Raw genomic sequence first — 16718 nt, 5'->3', positions numbered from 1 at the left:
GTCTAAGCAGGCGGCGGTGAGTAATCAGTCGTAGGCTGCCGATATGGGTGCCCGCAAGCAGGTCGACGCGCCACCCGCGGAGTTCGCCGAAGCAGTCTCGCAGTTACGAGGTGCCCGGTTCCGGCCCGAGGTTTTCGTCGAGGAGATGCCCGCACCGCAGCGGATCGCACCGCATGCGGCGGCGGTCAGCGCGGACGTGACGGTCGACGGTGACGATGTCGCCACCGGCCGGCTGGTCGTCCTCTACGATCCCGCGGGGAACGACGCCTGGCAGTCGACCTTCCGCTGTGTCGCGTACGTGCGTGCCGCCGTCGAACCGGAGATGGTGACCGACGCGCTGCTCGGCGGCGTGGGCTGGACCTGGCTGATGGAGGCGCTCGCGGACCGCGGTGCCGACTTCCTGGCACCGAGCGGTACCGTGACCAGGGTGGTATCGGAGAGCTTCGGCGGGATGGCCGACGACGACGCGACCGCGGAGATCGAGATCCGCGCGTCGTGGAGCCCCGTGCCCGGACCCGGCGGACTGATCGACGTGACGGGACACGCCGAGGCGTGGGGTGAGGTGCTGTGTACGGCGGCCGGCCTGCCGCCCGTTCCGCCGGGCGTGGTCGCGATGCCGACCCGGCGCGGACAGCGGGGCCGATGAGCCCAGCCGACCAACAGCCCTCCGCACCGGAGGCTCCGACCACTGACCTGCCCCTGCTCGAGCTCAGGGACGGGCTGTCCGAGGTGATCGACACCGACCCGGCGCTGACCGAGGCGGTCGAGGCGTTCCAGGCCGGCACCGGTCCGGTCGCCGTCGACGCCGAGCGCGCGTCCGGCTACCGGTACTCGCACCGCGCGTACCTGGTGCAACTGCGCCGTGAAGGCTCCGGCTCCGCCCTCGTCGACCCGATCCCGTTCGGGGACCTGTCCGCGCTCGGCGACGCGATCGTCGACACCGAGTGGATCATCCACGCGGCCAACCAGGACCTGGCCTGCCTGGCCGAGGTCGGGATGGTGCCGCGGAAGGTCTTCGACACCGAGCTGGCCGGCCGGCTGCTGGGCTACCCGAAGGTCGGGCTCGCGTCGCTGGTCAGCGAAGTGCTCGGCTACCGGATGCGCAAGGAGCACTCCGCCGCCGACTGGTCCACCCGGCCGCTGCCGGCCCCCTGGCTGGTGTACGCCGCGCTCGACGTCGAGATGCTGATCGAGCTGCGGAACGCGATCGAGCAGGAGCTCCGCCGCGCGGGCAAGTGGGAGTGGGCCGATCAGGAGTTCACCGCGATCCTCGACGCTCCCCCGCGGGAGCCGAAGCCGGACCCGTGGCGTCGTACGTCGGGCATGCACCGGGTGCGGAACCGCCGCAGCCTGGCCGTCGTGCGGGCGCTCTGGGAGGCCCGCGACCAGATCGCGGAGTCCGCGGACATCTCCCCCGGCCGGATCCTGCCGGACGCCGCGATCGTCGAGGCCGCGTCGGCGATGCCGGCCGACCGGGACGCGCTGCAGAAGCTGACCGCGTTCAAGGGCCGCGGCGCGCACCGGCACATGCGGACCTGGTGGGAGGCGGTCGACCACGCCCGCAGGCTCCCCGAGTCGCAGCTGCCGAAACAGGGCCCGCGGTACGACGGCCCGCCGCCGGCCCGCGCCTGGGCCGACCGCGACCCCGACGCCGCCGCCCGGCTCTCCGCGGCCCGTACGGCGGTCGCCGAGATCGCCGAGGCACACCGCCTCCCCACCGAGAACCTGCTGGCCCCGGACACCATCCGCCGCCTTGCCTGGTCCCCGCCGCCGGAAGTGAACGTCGACGTGGTCACGAACTTCCTCCGCGACCACCACGCCCGCCCCTGGCAGATAGCCCTCACCGCCGACGTCCTCACCGACGCCATGACCTCCGAGGCCCCCGCCAAACCCCTGGACTAATCCAACGGACACCGCTCCGCAGAAAGGACACCGCTCCGCGGCGGCAGTTCTTTCGGCCGCCTCCGGCGGCGTGCTACCGCCACCGGGCGGGAGCTGACGCGGCTAGCGGGAGCCCATGCCGGGCTGCTGAGGGTCCGAACAGGGCGCTCAGACAGGTGCTAGACCTCTGGGTGGAAGATCGCGCTCTGGACGTACTCCATCGCCCTGACGAACTTCTCGTCGGTCAGCCGCCGGGTCATCTCCTCGGGCGTCACGTCCTCGATGCGGGTCTGGAGCCAGTAGAGGTTGCCGTACGGGTCGTGGACCCGGGCGACCACGTCACCCCAGAAGAGGTGGGTGGGCTCGGTCACCACCGTGCCGCCCGCGGCGACAGCCTGCCTCAGTGTCGCCCGCACGTCAGGGACGTACAGGCGGAGGAACGCAGGTGTCGCCGGCCACTCCGGCTGGTCTGTCGCCTCCGGCCGGTCGAACATCATCACTACCGAGTCGCCGATCCGCGTCTCGGCGTGGCCGATCCTCCCGCGTTCGTCGACGACCCTCCCGCCGAGGTCCTCGGCGTCGAACGCCGCGGCGAGGAAGTCCATCAGCCCGGCAGTGTCACGCCCGATGATCCACGGCGTCACCGTGTGATACCCGTCCGGGATCCAGCGCACTGTCATCTCCTGCTCCTTGGGGTCGGTTGTCTTCGACCCTAGGAACAGAACCGGACGGCTTCTGTCCGCTACTACCAAAGATCTCGCCGCGCAACGTGAGCAACGTCTGCAGGGCGCCGATCAGGATCACCGTCGCGATGATCGCGAAGATCTGGCGATAGCTGAGCAGGCTGACCAGCAGACTGCCGAGTGCCAGCGAGACCGCCTGCGGCGTCGAGATCAGGACCTCGACGGCGGTCGACACCCGGCCGATCAGGTGGGTCGGCGACCGCCGCTGCATCAGCGTCGTGAGCGACACGAACGTCCACGGCAGCCCGACTCCGCAGATCGCGGCGCCGACCAGCACCACCGCGATCGACGGTGCGGCGGCGCAGACGATCGTGGCCGCAGCCAGCACGACCAGTCCGGCGACGCAGGTGGCGATCTCCCCGAGGCGCCGTACCAAGAGACTCGCGGTCAGCCCGCCGAGCACGGCACCGACGCCCTGGCAGGTCACGAAGACGCCGGAGAACGTCGGCGGCTTGCCGAACGCGTCCATCAGCGCGTAGATCGACGACTCGAAGAACCCGATCACCAGGATCGAGATCGCCAGCCCGAGCAGGACGTTGCGGAGCACCCGGTCGGCGACCAGGAACCGTACGCCCCCGAGCAGGTCCTCCCGGAACGTGCTCCTCGCCGGGGCCGGGGTCTCGGTGATCTTGATCGTCGCGATCAGCAGTCCGGCGATCGCGAACGTGGTCGCGTCGATCACCGCGACCAGCCAGCCGCCCGCGGAGGCGAACACCGCCGCGCCGACGAGCGGCCCGAAGAGACGGTAGCCCTCCTTGATCGTGGCGAGGCTGGAGTTCGCGTCGACGAGCAGGTCGTCCGGCAGGAGCTCCTTGACCAGCCCGTTCACAGCCGCGGGCAGCACGACGAACGAGACGCCGTACAGGAACGCGACGGCCCAGATGATCCACACGTCGCCGGCGTCCCGGACGAGGACCAGCGGGAGTACGGCGGCCGCGCTGGCGAGGTTGCCCCAGACCAGGATCCGCTTGCGCGGCAGGCGGTCCACCCAGACGCCGAGCAACGGCGCGCCGAGGGCCGGCAGCACCATGAAGAAGAACGTCAGGCCGGCCTGCGCGTTCGAGCCGGTGAGCGTCTTCACCCACATGCTCAGCACGAGCAGCATCACCGAGTCGCCGAGCATCGACGTACTCAGGCCGCCGAACAGGCGCCCGAACCCGGGCTGCGCGAACAGCTTCCTCATGCCGGATCGACCCCCGGGAAGTACGTCGGCACACCCCAGGTGACGAATTCGCACAGCCGCGAACCCGCGGGCCGCTGCCCCGGGTCGGTGAGCCGCTCGACGTACCGGTCGAGGACCGCGTTGAGCGCGTCGTTCATCTCCCGGAGCTCGTCCGCGGTGAGCCAGGCGACCATCTCGGTGTTGTTGCGGGCGGCACGCCACTCGTCGGTGTCCTCCGGCGCGCGTTGCTGCGACTCCCGGAGCCGGTCGATCGCCCGGCCCATCATCACGTCGGACAGGCCCTCCGCCGCGCGCCGCTGCTCGCCCGACGCCGACGCGTGCTCCTCGTCCCAGCGGAACCCGAGCCCCGGCACCTGCCACGGCCGTTGCCGCCCCTTGCCGCCCTCGGCCTCCACGACGAACCCGTGCTGCGCCAGCTTCCGCAGGTGCCACGAGCAGTTCGCCGGCGTCTCGTCCAGCCGATCCGCCAGCTCGGTCGCGGTCAGCGGTCCGCTGATCGACAGCAGCTCGATGATCGCCATCCGCACCGGATGGGCCAGGGCGTTGAGCTCGCGGGGGTCGCTGAGGCGGCGATGCGGGGTAGGCATGCGTCGAAAGTACTCTTTCGAAACACCTCTTGCAATACCATCCAGAAGAATCGCCCGCGGCGAAACCAGCGGGCGATCTCCGGTGGGTCAGGCGGGGAGTTGTGCCTCGATGGCGGTGATGACCTCGTCCGACTCCGGCTCGGTGCGGGGGCGGAAGCGGGCCGCGACGGTGCCGTCGGCGGAGATCAGGAACTTCTCGAAGTTCCACTGGATGTCGCCCGCCTCGCCGTCGGCGTCCGGCGTCAGCGTCAGTTCGGCGTACAGCGGGTGCCGGCCGTCGCCGTTCACCTCGAGCTTCCCGAGCATCGGGAACGTCACGCCGTACGTCGTCGAGCAGAACGTCTCGATCTCCTCGGCCGACCCGGGCTCCTGTCCGCCGAACTGGTTGCACGGCGCCCCGAGCACGGTGAAACCGCGCGACTCGTACTTCTTCTGCAGGTTCTCCAGGCCCTCGTACTGCGGTGTCAGGCCGCACTTCGACGCCACGTTCACGACCAGCACCGCCTTGCCCTTGTACTCGCCGAGCGAGGTCGGTGCGCCGGACAGCGTGGTCAGCGGAATGTCGTACAGGCTCATGCTCATCCTCGGGTTGTCGGTAGATGCCGGGCGAGAAAGTCTTCGGTACGCCGCCACGCGAGCGCGGAGGCGTCGGCGTTGTGGAACATCGGCAGCGGGTTGTCGAACGCGTGCCCGGCACCGTCGTACCGGTACACCTCGGCACCTCTCAGCGCGGGCACGATCGCGTCCACGTCCAGGAACGTGTCGTCGTTGCCGAAGTGATGCAGGCTCGCCGCCTGGGGACGGAGATCGAGCAGTCGCGGCAGCGCAGAGCCGTAGTAGCTGACCAGTACGTCGGGAGCCGCGACAGCGGCCACGTTGTACCCGAGCCCACCACCGAAGCAGAAGCCGACGACCGCGGTACCCCGGCCGCGCGCCTTCAGGTACTCCAAAGCCGCGACCGCGTCAGCGACGGCCTGGTCCCAGTCGACCCGCTGGACGATGCTCATCGCGCGCGGCATCAGGTCCGGCGCGGACTCGTCCAGCTCGGTGTCGTCGAGACGCCAGTAGATCTCCGGCGCGATCACGTAGTACCCGAGGGAGTGCAGATCCGCCGCACGGTGCTTGATGTAGTCGGAGACCCCGAAGATCTCCTGGAGCAGCAGGATTCCGGGCGCGTCGGTCTCCGCGGATCCCCACTCGTGGAATGGAATCTCCAAGGTCACACGGTGAAGCGTACGACCTCTGGTTCGACCGGTACCGGCTTGGGTGCGGGCATCCACGCCTTCGTCTCGGCGATCGCGTCCAGCAGCAGGTGGTACAGCCGGTCGTCCGGGTTCGGCACGCAGGCCTGCGAGATCCCCTCGACGGCGCACGAGACCGCGCGGGGCGCCGTACGGCGGGCGAAGTCCGGTGTGACGCGACGCGAGCGGGCAGTGAAGGATCGCGCCCACTTTGTCGCCTGCGGGACGGCCTGCAGGATCGCTTCCGACTCCGGCTCGAGGTCGTCCAGCGGCCGCCCGTCGAGCGCGGCCAGCTGCCGCTCCCCCACCAGCAGCGCGACCGCCAGGATGTACTGGCGCTCCTGCGAGACGACCGGCAGCGCGTGCCGGATACAGCCGGCGGTGACCCGCGGTACGACGTGTGGGTCATCGGGGGTCAGCCCGATCACGGACGGGATCAGTGGCGCCAGCCGGGAACGTCCCGAGTCGCTGGTGCAGTCGTTGACGTCACGGGCAACGCCGGCCAGCAGCGGATGCGTGCAGGCGGGATGGTCGGACCAGGGCTCGCCGGCCAGGTACGACGCGAACTCCATGAAGCAGGCGCCCTTGCGCGGGCTGCGGTGTTTCCCCCGGCTGAGGACCGGTACGGCCAGATCAAGATTGTTCATGGAACAACTCCAGTAACGCGGACCTTGACCACCAGCATGCGCCCAATCGCGCCGCATTGCCACGGGTAACCCACTTGTGAGCGGGCGCACACGGCCCGGTTGTTTTGGAGTTCTGTTACTCACGGGTAGCATCGGGGTAGATTTCCCGACCTTCAGAGGAGGGCCCTCGTGCCCCGTGAGATCCGCGATGTGGTGTACGTCGACGGCGTTCGCACCCCGTTCGGCAAGGCCAAGGGCCAGTACGCCGAGACTCGCGCCGACGACCTGGTGATCAAGTGCATCCGGGAGCTGCTGCGGCGGAACCCGGGGCTGCCCCCGGAGCGGGTGGACGAGGTCGCGATCGCGGCCACCACCCAGATCGGCGACCAGGGCCTGACCATCGGCCGGACCGCCGCGCTGCTGGCCGGCCTGCCGAACACCACGCCCGGCTACGCCATCGACCGGATGTGCGCCGGCGCGATGACCGCCGTCACCACCACCGCGGCGGGTGTCGCGTTCGGTGCGTACGACGTGGTCATCGCCGGCGGTGTCGAGCACATGGGACGGCACCCGATGGGCGAGGGCGTCGACCCGAACCCGCGGATCATCTCCGAGAAGCTGGTCGACACCTCCGCGCTGGTGATGGGCTCGACCGCCGAGAACCTGCACGACCGGTACCCGGCCATCACCAAGGAGCGCGCCGACGCGTACGCCGTGGCCTCCCAGGAGAAGGCGGCCAAGGCCTACGCGAACGACCTGATCCAGCCGGACCTGGTACCGGTCGCGACGCGCTCCGCGGAGCAGGGCTGGGGCTACGCCACCACGGACGAGCCGATGCGCCCGGGGACCACGGCCGAGGATCTCGCCGGGCTGAAGACGCCGTTCCGCCCGCACGGGCGGGTGACCGCGGGCAACTCCGCCGGTATCAACGACGGCGCGACCGCCTGCTTGCTGACCTCCGCCGAGACGGCCGAGGAGCTCGGGCTGACCCCGAAGATGAAGCTGGTCTCGTACGCGTTCGCCGGTGTCGAGCCCGAGGTGATGGGCGAAGGCCCGATCCCGGCCACCGAGAAGGCGCTGCGGCTCGCGGGGCTGACCATCGACGACATCCAGGCGTTCGAGGTGAACGAGGCGTTCGCGGTCCAGGTGCTGGCGTTCCTGGAGCACTACGGCATCGCCGACGACGACCCGCGGGTGAACCCGTACGGCGGTGCGATCGCGTTCGGGCACCCGCTCGCGTCGTCCGGTGTCCGGCTGATGAACCAGCTGGCCAAGCAGTTCGAGCAGCGCCCCGAGGTCCGCTACGGCCTCACCACGATGTGCGTCGGCCTCGGCATGGGCGGCACGGTCATCTGGGAGAACCCCAACTGGGAAGGTGCGGCCGCATGAGCCTGCAGGAACTGATCGACAGCGCGTCGGCACTGTCGACCGACGAGGTGGTCACGGTCGCTCACTCGCGGGATGTCGTACTCCCCGGGAAAGCCGGCTTGATGGCGCTCATCACGCTGGACAACGGGCACGACCACACCAAGCCGAACACCTTCGGCCCGAAGGGCCTCGGCTCGCTGAACGCGGCGATCGACGCGGCGCTGGCCCGGGACGAGATCGTCGCGATCGGCGTCACCGGCAAGCCGTTCATCCTGGCCGCCGGGGCGGACCTCACCGGCGTACCGAAGCTGACCGACCGGGAGCAGGCGCTGGCGCTCGGGAAGATCGGGCACGGCGTGCTGCGGAAGCTGCAGGACGGCGGCAAGCCGTCGTTCGCGTTCGTGAACGGTGTCGCGCTCGGCGGCGGGCTCGAGGTCGCGCTGCACGCGACGTACCGGACGGTCTCGGTCGCGGCCGGGATGCTGTCGACCCCGGAGGTGTTCCTCGGCCTGCTCCCCGGCTGGGGCGGCAACTTCCTGCTGCCGAACCTGATCGGCGCGGACAACGCGGTGAAGGTCGTCGTCGAGAACGCGCTGAACCAGAACAAGATGCTCAGCGGGCCGGAGGCCGTGAAGCTCGGCATCGGCGACGTACTGCTGGAGTCGGCGGACTTCCTCGAGCAGTCCCTGCTCTGGGCCTCGAAGGTGCTGACCGGGTCCGTGGTCGTCGAGCGGGCGGAGATCGACCGTGGCGAGGCGTGGGACGCAGCCGTTGCCCGAGGCAAGGGTTTTGCCGACGTCAAGGTGAGCGGGGCGGCGCCCGCGCCGTACCGGGCCCTGGAGCTGATCGCGGCGGCCAAGGACAACGACCGTGACCGCGGGTTCGCGGCCGAGGACGAGGCGCTCGCCGACCTGATCATGAGCGAGGAGCTCCGCAGCGGGCTGTACGCGTTCGACCTGGTGAACAAGCGGGCCAAGCGGCCGGCCGGTGCGCCGGACAAGTCGCTGGCGCGGCCGGTGAACAAGGTCGGCGTCGTCGGTGCCGGTCTGATGGCGGGGCAGCTGGCGCTGCTGTTCGCGCGCCGGCTCGAGGTACCCGTGGTGCTGACGGACCTGGACCAGGAGCGGGTGGACCGCGGGGTCGGGTACGTGCACGGTGAGATCGACAAGCTGCTCGCGAAGGGCCGGGTGCGCCCGGACAAGGCGAACCAGCTCAAGGCGCTCGTCACCGGGTCGGTGGACAAGAGCGTGTTCGCGGACGCGGACTTCGTGATCGAGGCCGTGTTCGAGGAACTGCAGCTGAAGAAGACGATCTTCGCCGACCTGGAGAAGATCATCCGGCCGGACGCGGTCCTGGCGACCAACACGTCGTCGTTGTCGGTGACCGAGATGGCCGCGGACCTGGAGCACCCGGAGCGGGTCGTCGGGTTCCACTTCTTCAACCCGGTCGCGGTGCTGCCGCTGCTGGAGATCATCCGCGCGGACCGGACCGACGACGCGTCGCTGGCGACGGCGTTCGCGGTCGGCAAGAAGCTGAAGAAGTCGTGCGTGCTGGTGAAGGACGCGCCGGCGTTCGTGGTGAACCGGCTGCTGACCCGCTTCCTCGGCGAGGTCAGCGCGGCGGTGGACGAGGGTACGCCGATCCCCGACGCCGACAAGGCGCTGTCGGCGCTCGGGTTGCCGATGCCGCCGTTCGTGCTGCTGCAGCTGGTCGGGCTGCCGGTCGCGCTGCACGTCGCGGAGACCATGCACCGCGCCTACCCGGAGCGGTACGCGGTCTCCGGGAACCTGGCGAAGGTGGTTGCCGCCGGCAAGAGCTCGTTCTACGTCTGGCCGGAGGGCAAGCCGGTCGTCGACCCCGAGGTCGAGGCCCTGGTCACGGTCGGCGACAAGCCGTCGACCGCCGACGAGCTCCGCACCCGCGTGCTCACCGCTCTGGCCGAGGAGATCAAGATCATGCTCGACGAGGGCGTGGTCGCGGAGGCCCAGGACATCGACCTCTGCCTCCTCCTCGGCGCCGGCTGGCCGTTCCACCTGGGCGGAATCACGCCGTACCTGGACCGCACCGGCATCGCCGAGAAGGTCAACGGCACCCGCTTCCTGCCGAAGGGCGTCGCCGGCCTCGCCTAGTACCGCTGGGGGTCGGTGCGGCGCCGGAAGCCCGCTCCGGCCCCCAGCAACCAGGGACACAACGCACCTCACCTGATGTGGGGAGTATTTCTTGCCGATCCGGGCGGAGAATCCTCCCCACTCCGGGTAGCTGCTCGACCTGCAGCAGCTACCCGGTTGTTGCTCAGTTGTCAGTTCTTCGTCAGGCCTTCTGGGCCTCGCCGGTTTTCTGTTCGATGCCGACGCGGCTCTTGCGGTAGCCGTACAGCGCGTAGATGACGAACCCGATCACCATCCAGACCAGGAACCGGATCCAGGTCTCGATCGACAGGTTCAGCATCAGGTAGACGCAGATCAGCGCGGCCAGGATCGGGATCACCGGGTTGCCCGGCACCCGGAACGAGCGCTTGATGTCCGGCCGGCTGCGGCGCAGCAGCGGGACCGCGATCGAGACCAGCGTGAACGCGGCCAGCGTGCCGATGTTGACCATCTCCTCGAGCTTCCCGATCGGGGTGACTCCGGCGATGATCGCGACCAGGACACCGATGCCGATCGTCAGGCGGTACGGCGTACCCCACTTCGGGTGCGTCTTGCCGAGCTGCTTCGGCATCAGGTGGTCACGGCTCATCGCGAACACCACGCGGGCCGCGCCGATCATCAGCGTCAGGACGACGGTGGTCAGACCGGCGACCGCACCGGCCGAGATCAGTGTCGCGAAACCGCCCCTGCCGACCGACTTGAACGCCTCCGCGAGCGCGGCCTCGCCGTTGATGTCGCTGTACTTCACCATGCCGGTGATCACGATGCAGACCAGCACATACAGCACCGTGCAGATCGCCAGCGAGCCGATGATGCCGCGCGGCAGGTCGCGCTGCGGGTTCTTGGCCTCCTCGGCCGTGGTCGCGACCACGTCGAACCCGATGAACGCGAAGAACACCAGCGACGCGCCGGACACCAGGCCCATGATCCCGAACGTCGACGGCGTGAACCCGAAGACCGCCTGGAACAGCGGGGTGGTGACGTCGACGCCGCCGCCCGGCGCCGGCACGCTCGGCGGGACGAACGGCGTCAGGTTCGAGCCCTTGATGTAGAACAGGCCCGCGACGATCACGAACAGCACCACGAACAGCTTGATCGCGACCAGCACCAGGTTGACCCGCAGCGACTCCTTGATGCCGATCGTCGCCAGCGTCGCGAGCACCAGGACCAGCAGCATCGCCAGCACGTTCACGTGACTGTCCGGCCCGATCGAGTCCGGCCAGCCCAGGCCGATCTGATCCAGGAACAGTTTCGCGTACGTCGACCAGCCCTGCGAGACGACGCTTGCCCCGAGCATCAACTCGAGCAGCAGGTCCCAGCCGATGATCCAGGCGAAGATCTCACCGAGCGAGAAGTACGAGAACGTGTACGCCGAACCGGACACCGGCACGGTCGACGAGAACTCGGCGTAACACAACGCGGCCAGCGCACAGCAGATCGCGGCCAGGACGAAGGACAGTGCGATCCCCGGTCCGGCGTACAGCTTGGCCGCACGCCCGGTCAGGGTGAAGATGCCGGCACCGATGATGACACCGATGCCGAAGACGGTCAGGTCGATCGCGGTGAGGCGTTTCTTGAGCTGATACTCCGGCTCGTCCGTGTCGGCGATCGACTGCTCGATCGTCTTCTTCCGCACAAGACTCATCTGCGCCTCCTCGACAGTGCCTCATTGCGAGACGGGGACGGAACCCTTCGAGGTTGCCTCTCTGACGGGATGAGGTCAAACCGCCACTCAGCGTTGTGGCCTGTATGTTGTGAGTGCTGTCCACAATGTCGCCTCGGTCAGCCCCGTGCGGTCCTGCAGGATCCGGTCGCGGGACCCCTGGTCGACCCCGTTGCGCGCCATGTCCTCGTACAGCTCTTCGACCTTCGGCAGCCCGATCCGGTGGACGAGGAACCGGACGGCCAGCCAGCTGACGCCGTACACGTCCGCGGAGTTCTGGTAGAAGCCGCTGTCGCCGGGCAGCGCGGACAGCTGCGGTACGGCGGTGTCGACGACCTCCTGCTCCCACTTGACGACCTCGCCCGGCCCGCTGATCGCCTCGATCCCCCGCCAGGACACGTATTCCGCCGCGCCCTCGGCCAGCCAGAGCGGCTCGTACCCGCCGAGCGCCGCGGTCACCACGTGGGTGATCTCGTGCGACAGCAGGATCTCGTCGACCTGGTCGCGCTGGTTCGGGTTGATCACGATGTACCCGCCGGCGACCGTACCGTCGGCGGTTTCCTGACCGGGCAGCGACGAGAACGTCGACCCGGTACTGGCCGCGGACTCGATGTCCTCGTCGGCGAACCGGGCGTCCCGGACATCGGTCTCGTCGAGTGCGATCACCAGCACCGACCCGCTCCACTTCAGCGGCCAGTACGCCGTCACCTCGGCGAGGCCCTCGTTCGCGGCGCGGACGATCGCCCGGCCGCGCCTGGTGTCGCCCTTCTCGACGATCACCATCACCCGCGGCGCGCGCTGCACCTCGATCCGGCCGAGGTCCCACGCCTCGCGGTGCGCGCCCGGTCCGAGGTCCGGGTCGAGCTCGTTGTCCGCGGTCAGCAGCCAGTGGCCGTCGCGCGCGACGAACGTGTAGCCCAGCTCGGTCGTCACCGGCGTGAAGTCGACCTCGGGGATCTGGTAGCGCATCAGGATCCGGACCAGGTACGTCGTCCGCCCGTGGGCCCTGAGCAGCGCCGGGTTGAAGCGTTCCTCGGCCTGGCTGTAGCCGATCTCGGTGAAGCCGATCTCCATCAGGTTCGCGAACAGGATCTTCTGGGCGGCGACCAGCTTCTTGTTCAGCGGATCGACGTCGGCCAGGAACTGCTGCTCGTTGCCGGTCTGCACGGCGCCGGCCCGGCGTACCAGGATGGTGTCGATCGCGACCCTGCGGGCCGCGACGGCGGCGGCGATCCGGGACGGCTTCGTCGTCCGCACCGGGGTCGGCGCGGACGCGCGGGCCCGGAGTTCCTGCTCGCGTTGTTCAACGGTGTAGACGACGCCGCCGGAGACCAGGACCACCGCCAGCAGCAGACCCAGCCACCGCCTCATGCTGCCGCGGCTGCTTTCAGGGCACGGAACAGTCCGGCCTCCGTCATTCCGAGGTGTTCGAGCATGATCCGGTCGCGGTCCTTCTGGGTGACGCCGAGTGAGGCGAGCTCACGGTACAGCGTCCCCACCTCGGTCGGGCCGAACCGCGTGAACAGGTAGTCGAGCGCCAGCCAGGACAGCGGGTACGAGCTGTCGGCCTGGTCGAAGAAGGTCGCGTCCGCGGGCAGCGCCGTCACGTTCGCGAGGTACTTCGTCCGGACGTCCAGGCGGTACTGGCCGATCGCCAGGTCCTTCTGCCCGGCCATGGGCAGGAACTCGACGTACGTCGCGGCGCCCTCGACCATCCAGCGCGGGGCGTACGGCCCGTACGGCGCGGTCGCGACGTGGGTGAACTCGTGTGCCAGGGTGCGGGCGTCGACCTTCGACCGGTTGTTCGGGTTCAGCACGACGTACGAGTCGGTCCGCTCTCCCTCGCCGGTGACCTCGCCGGGCAGCGTGCGGTACACGAAGGTCGCCATCGCGAGCGCGTCCTCGGCGTTCTTCGGCTGCGAGTAGTCGGCGCCGCGGACCACCTTGTCGGCGAGCGCGATCACCACGCCGGAGCCGTTCCACCCGCCGGGCCAGTTCTTCGACACCGCCTGGACGGCGTTCCGCGACATCGCGACGAGCTTGTTCGCGAGCGCGTCCTGCCCTTGCTCGACGACCACGAGGACCCGCGATGCGCGCTTCACCAGCACCGGCCCGAAGTCCCAGGCCTCCTCGTGCGAACCGCGCGGCAGGCGCTTGTCGAGGTCGGAGTCCGACACCAGCATCCAGCGCCCGTTCGACCGCCGGCTGAACGTGTACCCGAGCATCGCGCGCACCGGCACCAGGTCGATACCGCGGAGCTGGTATTCCATCGCGACCGCGACCAGGTACGTCGACGGGCCGTACTTCTGCGCGATCGCGTCGTCGTACTGCTGGGCGAGCTGCTGGTAGCCGAGCTTGGCGAAACCGAACTGGCGCAGGTTCGCGAACAGCGTGCGCTGCCGGGCGACGAGCTTGGTGTCCGCGGGGTCGACGTCCGCGACGAACTCCTGCTCGTTCCCGGTCAGGACCGCCTGCGCACGGCGCTGCAGCACCTGGTTGACGGCCGCGGACCGGGCCGCCAGGTCGATGGCCGGCGTACTCGGGCCGGCGGCCGCCGCGTCCTGGTTCCGCTGGCTCGACCGGTGCAGGTACAGTCCGCCGCCGACCGCGGCCGCGATCAGGACCAGCGACAGCAGGACCGGCCAGACCCGCGACCGCCGGCGGGCGGCGTGCCTGCTGTGTCGCCCTCCCCCGTCAGACATGGCGCCTGGCTAAGCGTTCCGGCCGCCGGCCCGGTCCGGCTCGTCGAGGGACACGTCGACGTGCTGCGTGAGCTGCTCGGTGATCTCGCGCGCGATCTCCTGCCCGGTCAGCCCGATCTCCTGCAGCACGGCGGCCCGCTTGGCGTGCTCGAGGAACACCTGCGGTACGCCGAAGTCGCGGAACGCCGTCCGGACGCCGCCGTCGCGCAACGCCTGGGCGATCATCTCGCCGCAGCCGCCGGCCCGGCCGTTGTCCTCGATCGTGACGACCAGCTTGAAGTCCGCGGCCAGCTCGACGAGCTCCGGCGGGACCGGCTTGACCCAGCGCGGGTCGACCACGGTGACACCGAAGCCGTGCGCCTCCAGCCGCTGCGCGACGTCCATCGCGGTCGCCGCCATCGCGCCGATCCCGACCAGCAGGACATCCTGGCCGGAACGCTGCAGTACGTCGACCTGCCCGACCCGGTCGATCTGCTCGATGTCCGGGAACACCTCGCCCTTCGCGAACCGCAGCGCGGTCGGGGCGTCGTCCACGTCGACCGCCTCGTTCAGCAGCTCCTGGAGGCGCTTGCCGTCCCGCGGCGCCGCCAGCCGCAGCCCCGGGACGAGCTGCAGCAGCGACATGTCGTACACACCGTTGTGGGTCGGTCCGTCGTCACCGGTGACCCCCGCGCGGTCGAGGACGAACGTGACGCCGCACTTGTGCAGCGCGACGTCCATCAGGGTCTGGTCGAAGGCCCGGTTCAGGAACGTCGAGTACAGGCAGACGACCGGGTGCATCCCGCCGAGCGCGAGCCCGGCGGCGCTCGTCACCGCGTGCTGCTCGGCGATCCCGACGTCGAAGGTCCGGCCCGGGAACTCGTCGGCGAACGGCGCCAGGCCGGTCGGGTGCAGCATCGCCGCGGTGATCGCGACCACGTCCGGGCGCCGGTGGCCGATCTTCACCAGCTCGTCGGAGAACACGTCGGTCCAGCCGCGCGGCTTGTTCAGCGGACGGACCTGGTGCAGGTTGTCCTCCTCGTCCTGCTCGGCGGCCGGGTAGCCGAAGCCCTTCTTGGTGACCGCGTGCACGATCACCGGGCCGCCGAAGGCCTTCGCGTTCCTCAGCGCGTCCTCGAGCGCCTGCCGGTCGTGGCCGTCCACCGGGCCGACGTACTTCAGCCCGAGGTCCTCGAACATGCCCTGCGGGGCGAGCATGTCCTTGAGGCCCTTCTTGACGCCGTGCAGCACCTCGTACATCGGCGGGCCGACGTACGGCGTCCGGCCGAGGTTCTTCTTGATCAGGTCGAGGATCTTCTCGTACCGCGGATTCGTGCGCAGGCTGGTCAGGTGGGTCGCGAGGCCGCCGACGGTCGGGCTGTACGAGCGGCCGTTGTCGTTCACGATGATGACCAGGTTGAGGTCCTTGGCGGCGGCGATGTTGTTCAGCGCCTCCCAGGCCATGCCGCCGGTCAGCGCGCCGTCGCCGATCACCGCGGCCACGTGCCGGTTCTCGCCGCGCAGCCGGTACGCCTTCGCGAGGCCGTCGGCGTACGAGAGCGCGGTCGAGGCGTGGCAGTTCTCCACGATGTCGTGCTCGGACTCGGTCTGGCTCGGATACCCGGACAGGCCGCCCTCCTGGCGGAGCGTGCCGAAGTCCTTCGCCCGGCCGGTGACCAGCTTGTGGACGTACGCCTGGTGGCCGATGTCGAACACCAACCGGTCCCGCGGGGAGTCGAAGACCCGGTGCATGGCCAGCGTGATCTCGACCATGCCGAGGTTCGGGCCGAGGTGGCCGCCGGTGCGGGTCACGGTCTCGACCAGCACGTCGCGGATCTCGGTCGCCAGATCGGTCAGCTGCTGATCCGTCAGCTTCTTGAGGTCTTCGGGACCCTCCACCCTCTCCAGCACGCGCATCGAGCTCCTCCCGCGGGTCGTCCTCGAATGCTTGAGTCTATGCACGCCACGCCCGGATTCCGAACTCGGAGACAGCGTGCTGGCCCGGTCCCGGGCAATCTCACACTCCAAGACGCTACGCCCGTGTGGCTGGTTCGGACGTGTGCTGCGTCTCACTTAGGGTGATCAGGTGGAGATGGTGAGGACGTTGTTCCGGAAGTACGACGGGCAGCCGCACCGCCTGGTCGAGGCGATCCGGCTCGGTGAGGACGAGCACGGGCTGTGGGTCGGCTCGCTCCCCGGCAGCCAGGGCCAGCGCGCCGACGGCAGCTGGAAGTCCATCGACCACCACCGGGTCCGGCTGTTCCCGCGCGGGCAGTGGTGGAGCGCGCTGTTCAACGACGAACCGCACCAGACCGCGATCTACTGCGACATCACGATGCCGGCCGAGTTCGGCGTCGACTCGGTCACCGCGGTCGACCTCGATCTCGACATCCGACTGCTCCGCGACGGCAGCGTGCACGTGATGGACGAGGACGAGTTCCACGAACACCAGATCCGCTACAACTACCCGCCCCAGGTCGTCGCCACCGCGCGGGCCGTGTGCGACCGGCTGGCCGCCACCATCACCACCGCGGAACCCTTCGTGACCGCGTACAAGCCGTACCTGGAGCAGATCCGCTCGCTGACGCCCTGAGCCGA

The 16718-nt window shown here is 69.6% G+C and carries 15 protein-coding genes; 5 read left to right on the top strand and 10 right to left on the bottom strand.

Going from position 1 to position 16718, the window contains the following annotated elements; translation table 11 throughout:
* The first annotated feature begins 43 nt into the window (after positions 1-43).
* Positions 44-646, top strand: a complete 603-nt coding sequence (locus AB0M51_RS06290) for a DUF3000 domain-containing protein (RefSeq protein ID WP_344196740.1) — start codon at positions 44-46, stop codon at positions 644-646.
* Positions 643-1902 carry a ribonuclease D gene (locus tag AB0M51_RS06285; RefSeq protein WP_363748299.1) on the top strand — a complete coding sequence of 420 codons (1260 nt, stop codon included), beginning with the start codon at positions 643-645 and terminating at the stop codon, positions 1900-1902. Before AB0M51_RS06290 ends, AB0M51_RS06285 begins: the two co-directional genes overlap by 4 nt.
* A gap of 158 nt (positions 1903-2060) precedes the next feature.
* On the opposite strand, the gene AB0M51_RS06280 is transcribed toward AB0M51_RS06285, so the two are convergent.
* The 6 genes from AB0M51_RS06280 to AB0M51_RS06255 form a co-directional block, all read right to left on the bottom strand.
* Positions 2061-2561, bottom strand: coding sequence for a VOC family protein (locus AB0M51_RS06280; protein WP_363748297.1), 501 nt, complete (start codon positions 2559-2561; stop codon positions 2061-2063).
* The gene (locus AB0M51_RS06275; protein WP_363748296.1) at positions 2500-3807 is read right to left on the bottom strand and encodes an MFS transporter; all 1308 of its coding nucleotides are present in this window, start codon (positions 3805-3807) and stop codon (positions 2500-2502) included. The genes AB0M51_RS06280 and AB0M51_RS06275 overlap by 62 nt, the downstream gene beginning before the upstream one ends.
* A complete protein-coding gene (locus AB0M51_RS06270) occupies positions 3804-4394 on the bottom strand; it encodes a helix-turn-helix domain-containing protein (RefSeq protein ID WP_363748294.1) in 591 nt (196 codons plus the stop codon). Before AB0M51_RS06270 ends, AB0M51_RS06275 begins: the two co-directional genes overlap by 4 nt.
* 87 nt (positions 4395-4481) lie before the next feature.
* A complete protein-coding gene (locus tag AB0M51_RS06265; protein ID WP_363748507.1) occupies positions 4482-4970 on the bottom strand; it encodes a glutathione peroxidase in 489 nt (162 codons plus the stop codon).
* 2 nt (positions 4971-4972) lie between these two features.
* A complete protein-coding gene (locus AB0M51_RS06260) occupies positions 4973-5617 on the bottom strand; it encodes a dienelactone hydrolase family protein (RefSeq protein ID WP_363748292.1) in 645 nt (214 codons plus the stop codon).
* Complete coding sequence (locus tag AB0M51_RS06255) at positions 5614-6282, bottom strand: hypothetical protein (protein ID WP_344196749.1); 669 nt, start codon at positions 6280-6282, stop codon at positions 5614-5616. Before AB0M51_RS06255 ends, AB0M51_RS06260 begins: the two co-directional genes overlap by 4 nt.
* Positions 6283-6450: 168 nt before the next feature.
* Between AB0M51_RS06255 and AB0M51_RS06250 the strand changes: the two genes are divergently transcribed.
* Positions 6451-7650 (top strand): acetyl-CoA C-acyltransferase, encoded by a 1200-nt coding sequence (locus AB0M51_RS06250; RefSeq protein WP_363748289.1) that lies wholly within the window; start codon positions 6451-6453, stop codon positions 7648-7650.
* Complete coding sequence (locus AB0M51_RS06245; RefSeq protein ID WP_363748287.1) at positions 7647-9758, top strand: 3-hydroxyacyl-CoA dehydrogenase NAD-binding domain-containing protein; 2112 nt, start codon at positions 7647-7649, stop codon at positions 9756-9758. The genes AB0M51_RS06250 and AB0M51_RS06245 overlap by 4 nt, the downstream gene beginning before the upstream one ends.
* Positions 9759-9939: 181 nt before the next feature.
* Here AB0M51_RS06245 and AB0M51_RS06240 read toward each other — a convergent pair whose 3' ends face one another.
* The 4 genes from AB0M51_RS06240 to dxs all read right to left on the bottom strand — a co-directional run bounded on the left by AB0M51_RS06240 (position 9940) and on the right by dxs (position 16037).
* The gene (locus AB0M51_RS06240; RefSeq protein ID WP_344196755.1) at positions 9940-11421 is read right to left on the bottom strand and encodes an amino acid permease; all 1482 of its coding nucleotides are present in this window, start codon (positions 11419-11421) and stop codon (positions 9940-9942) included.
* 87 nt (positions 11422-11508) lie between these two features.
* Positions 11509-12810: a hypothetical protein gene (locus tag AB0M51_RS06235; protein ID WP_363748285.1), complete on the bottom strand. Its 1302-nt coding sequence runs from the start codon at positions 12808-12810 to the stop codon at positions 11509-11511.
* A complete protein-coding gene (locus AB0M51_RS06230) occupies positions 12807-14141 on the bottom strand; it encodes a hypothetical protein (RefSeq protein WP_363748283.1) in 1335 nt (444 codons plus the stop codon). The genes AB0M51_RS06235 and AB0M51_RS06230 overlap by 4 nt, the downstream gene beginning before the upstream one ends.
* A gap of 9 nt (positions 14142-14150) precedes the next feature.
* Complete coding sequence (gene dxs / locus AB0M51_RS06225) at positions 14151-16037, bottom strand: 1-deoxy-D-xylulose-5-phosphate synthase (RefSeq protein ID WP_344196761.1); 1887 nt, start codon at positions 16035-16037, stop codon at positions 14151-14153.
* Between the two features lie 175 nt (positions 16038-16212).
* On the opposite strand from dxs, the gene AB0M51_RS06220 reads away from it, so the two are divergent.
* Entirely contained in the window at positions 16213-16713 is a 501-nt protein-coding gene (locus tag AB0M51_RS06220; protein ID WP_363748505.1) for a DUF402 domain-containing protein, read from the top strand.
* The last annotated feature ends 5 nt before the right edge of the window (positions 16714-16718 follow it).

Source organism: Kribbella sp. NPDC051137 (assembly GCF_040682535.1).
GTDB classification, from domain to species: domain Bacteria; phylum Actinomycetota; class Actinomycetes; order Propionibacteriales; family Kribbellaceae; genus Kribbella; species Kribbella karoonensis.
The sequence above is the reverse complement of the archived record's forward strand: the minus strand, read 5'-3'. Positions and strand labels throughout refer to the sequence as shown.

Coding starts and splice junctions, on each gene's coding strand:
- AB0M51_RS06290 (WP_344196740.1), top strand. CDS start 44: ATGGGTGCCCGCAAGCAGGTCGACGCGCCACCCGCGGAGTTCGCCGAA.
- AB0M51_RS06285 (WP_363748299.1), top strand. CDS start 643: ATGAGCCCAGCCGACCAACAGCCCTCCGCACCGGAGGCTCCGACCACT.
- AB0M51_RS06280 (WP_363748297.1), bottom strand. CDS start 2,561: ATGACAGTGCGCTGGATCCCGGACGGGTATCACACGGTGACGCCGTGG.
- AB0M51_RS06275 (WP_363748296.1), bottom strand. CDS start 3,807: ATGAGGAAGCTGTTCGCGCAGCCCGGGTTCGGGCGCCTGTTCGGCGGC.
- AB0M51_RS06270 (WP_363748294.1), bottom strand. CDS start 4,394: ATGCCTACCCCGCATCGCCGCCTCAGCGACCCCCGCGAGCTCAACGCC.
- AB0M51_RS06265 (WP_363748507.1), bottom strand. CDS start 4,970: ATGAGCCTGTACGACATTCCGCTGACCACGCTGTCCGGCGCACCGACC.
- AB0M51_RS06255 (WP_344196749.1), bottom strand. CDS start 6,282: ATGAACAATCTTGATCTGGCCGTACCGGTCCTCAGCCGGGGGAAACAC.
- AB0M51_RS06245 (WP_363748287.1), top strand. CDS start 7,647: ATGAGCCTGCAGGAACTGATCGACAGCGCGTCGGCACTGTCGACCGAC.
- AB0M51_RS06240 (WP_344196755.1), bottom strand. CDS start 11,421: ATGAGTCTTGTGCGGAAGAAGACGATCGAGCAGTCGATCGCCGACACG.
- AB0M51_RS06235 (WP_363748285.1), bottom strand. CDS start 12,810: ATGAGGCGGTGGCTGGGTCTGCTGCTGGCGGTGGTCCTGGTCTCCGGC.
- AB0M51_RS06230 (WP_363748283.1), bottom strand. CDS start 14,141: ATGTCTGACGGGGGAGGGCGACACAGCAGGCACGCCGCCCGCCGGCGG.
- dxs (WP_344196761.1), bottom strand. CDS start 16,037: ATGCGCGTGCTGGAGAGGGTGGAGGGTCCCGAAGACCTCAAGAAGCTG.
- AB0M51_RS06220 (WP_363748505.1), top strand. CDS start 16,213: ATGGTGAGGACGTTGTTCCGGAAGTACGACGGGCAGCCGCACCGCCTG.